The sequence below is a fragment of the Nocardia sp. NPDC004722 genome, from assembly GCF_053601505.1.
Map to the genome: position 1 here is coordinate 1 of NZ_JBSGBY010000917.1, position 2324 is coordinate 2324.

The window sequence follows — 2324 nt, forward strand, 5'->3', positions numbered from 1 at the left end:
GTTCCGCAGTAACCACCTGGGCCGCGGCTGCTCGCGGCGACCGGATCCCCAGGGGCGCTATGCGTTTCGGATCCGGGGGATAACGCTCAGTTCGGCGAGAGTTCGGAGACCAGGCGGCTGCCGGTGAGTTTGTAGTCCTCGCCGACGAGTTCGTACATGCTGACGAAGCCGTCGAGGTCGTCGCTGTCGTGATCGCCGCGCACGATCCAGAAGTGCGGGATGCCGAGCATGGAGTAGACGCGCAGTTTGTCGATGGCCTCGCGGACCTGGGCGGGCTGCCACACCGCTTCCACGACCGCGAACAGCGCGGCGGCGGCGTGGGTGGTGCTGTGTTTGTCGGGGCGGTGGCCGGGCTGGAAGACCACGCCGTCGGCGACAAAGTTGTGCTGGCCGATATCGCCGCGCGCGAATCCGCTGTCGGCGATGTATTGGTCGCCCGCGATCTCGTAGCCGTGCCCGCGCCAGAAGTCGAGCACCTGGAACACGATCCGGGAATACCAGAACGTGACGGGCATGAGGCTGAGCTCCAATCGGCCGGATCGCAATTCCCAGGCCCAGCCGCGCGGGACGCCCGGCAGGGTGTCGAATTCGGCCCGGGTGCGCACGCCGCTGCGGGGCAGGTCGAGCTGGTGAATGACCGACTCCTTCCACGGTCCGGTGCCGACAAGACTGGAACACCCTAACCTCACTTCGGGCGCGCGAGGCGTTCACCAGCACCTTTACCGCTCAGCCGGGCGATTCGGACAGAAAGGACATGCGGATCGGGCGGGCAAACATCGAGAGATCAAACAAGTGAGCGCACGCTCAGGACTTTTGACCAGTAGCTGATGAATTGCCAACTGCGCCCGATGGTTACACCAAACCCTTTGTTACACATACCAACTCGGATAGCCCCGAGGTGACCAGTCCCACAGCGCCGAAACAGCCATTCCGGTTGAACGGCCAACTCGCGGTCCGTAAAGTTACTCATCAGTTAGGCACGATGGTGTTCCTACCTCGGCCCGACATTCTGCTAGGGGGCTAGCAACAACCGTCCGCATCCACCGACGCATGTCGGACGAACTCCGTTGGGTACCAACAGGTTCGTTATTAAGGAGGGGACGATGGTTTCGTACATCGTCACGGGCGGCACCGGTTTCTTGGGCCGCCGCGTCGTCGCGGCACTGCTTCAGCGCGACCCGGAGGCCGTCATCCACGCGCTGACCCGCGAGGCATCGGTGGCCAAGCTGCGCGAGATGGCCGACGGCTGGGGAGCCGGGGACCGCGTGTTCCCGCTCGTCGGAGATCTCACCGCACCGGGACTGGGACTGACCGGCGGCTACGCCGAGGCGCCGCGCGCCGATCATGTGATCCACCTGGGCGCGGTCTACGACATGACCGCCGACGCGGACGTCACCTACGCCGCCAATGTGGCGGGCACCCGCGCGGTCATCGACCTGGCGCTCGAGCTCGGCGCGGTGCTGCACCACGTGTCGTCGGTCGCGGTCGCGGGCGACCACAAGGGCAAGTTCTTCGAGGACGACTTCGATCTGGGCCAGGGCCTGCACTCGCCCTATCACCGCACCAAGTTCGAGGCCGAGAAGATGGTGCGCGAGGCCGCGGGTCTGCGCTGGCGGGTGTACCGTCCGGCCATCGTGGTCGGCGATTCCCGCACCGGCGAGATGGACAAGATCGACGGCCCGTACTACTTCTTCCCGGCCATCGCCGGGCTGGCGGCGCTGCCGTCGGAGCTGCCCATGCCGATCCCGGACCTGGGCTCCACCAATGTGGTTCCGGTGAACTACGTGGTCGACGCCATGGTCGAGCTGATCGGCAAGCCGGGCCTGATCGGGCGGACCTTCCACCTGACCAATCCGGAGCCGCAGCCGTTCGCCGAGATCTACAACGCACTCGCCCGCGCGGCCGGTGCGCCGACCGCCATCGGCACCGTGCCGGGTTCGCACACCGCGCTGCACGCCCTGGGCGGGCTGCCGGGTGTGCCCGCGGTGCGGGATTTCCTGTTGGAGCGCTTCGGAATTCCGGCCGAGGTGGCCCCGCACACCTCGTTCGAGTCGACCTTCGTCTCCGAGTCGACCCAGGCGCAGCTGCGCGGCACCGGCATCGAGGTGCCGCGGTTCGAGGAGTACGCCGAGACCCTGTGGAAGTACTGGCAGGCCAATCTCGATCCGGATCGCGCCCGCCGCAACGAGGGTGACCGGCTCGACGGCCGCATCGTGCTGATCACCGGCGCGTCCTCGGGCATCGGCCTGGCCACCATGAGCACGGTCGCGGCGGGGGGGGGGCCCCAGCGCGCCCGAGGGCCGCGGGGCCCCACCGGGCCCCGG

2 protein-coding genes are annotated in these 2324 nt (G+C 67.4%); one reads left to right on the forward strand and one right to left on the reverse strand.

Annotated features, from left to right (window positions below):
- Positions 1-86: 86 nt before the first annotated feature.
- Positions 87-689 (reverse strand): Uma2 family endonuclease, encoded by a 603-nt coding sequence (locus ACWELQ_RS44010; protein ID WP_452402902.1) that lies wholly within the window; start codon positions 687-689, stop codon positions 87-89.
- 414 nt (positions 690-1103) lie between these two features.
- Here ACWELQ_RS44010 and ACWELQ_RS44015 point away from each other — a divergent pair.
- A partial coding sequence (locus ACWELQ_RS44015; RefSeq protein ID WP_452402903.1) for an SDR family oxidoreductase occupies positions 1104-2324 on the forward strand: 1221 nt, incomplete at its 3' end.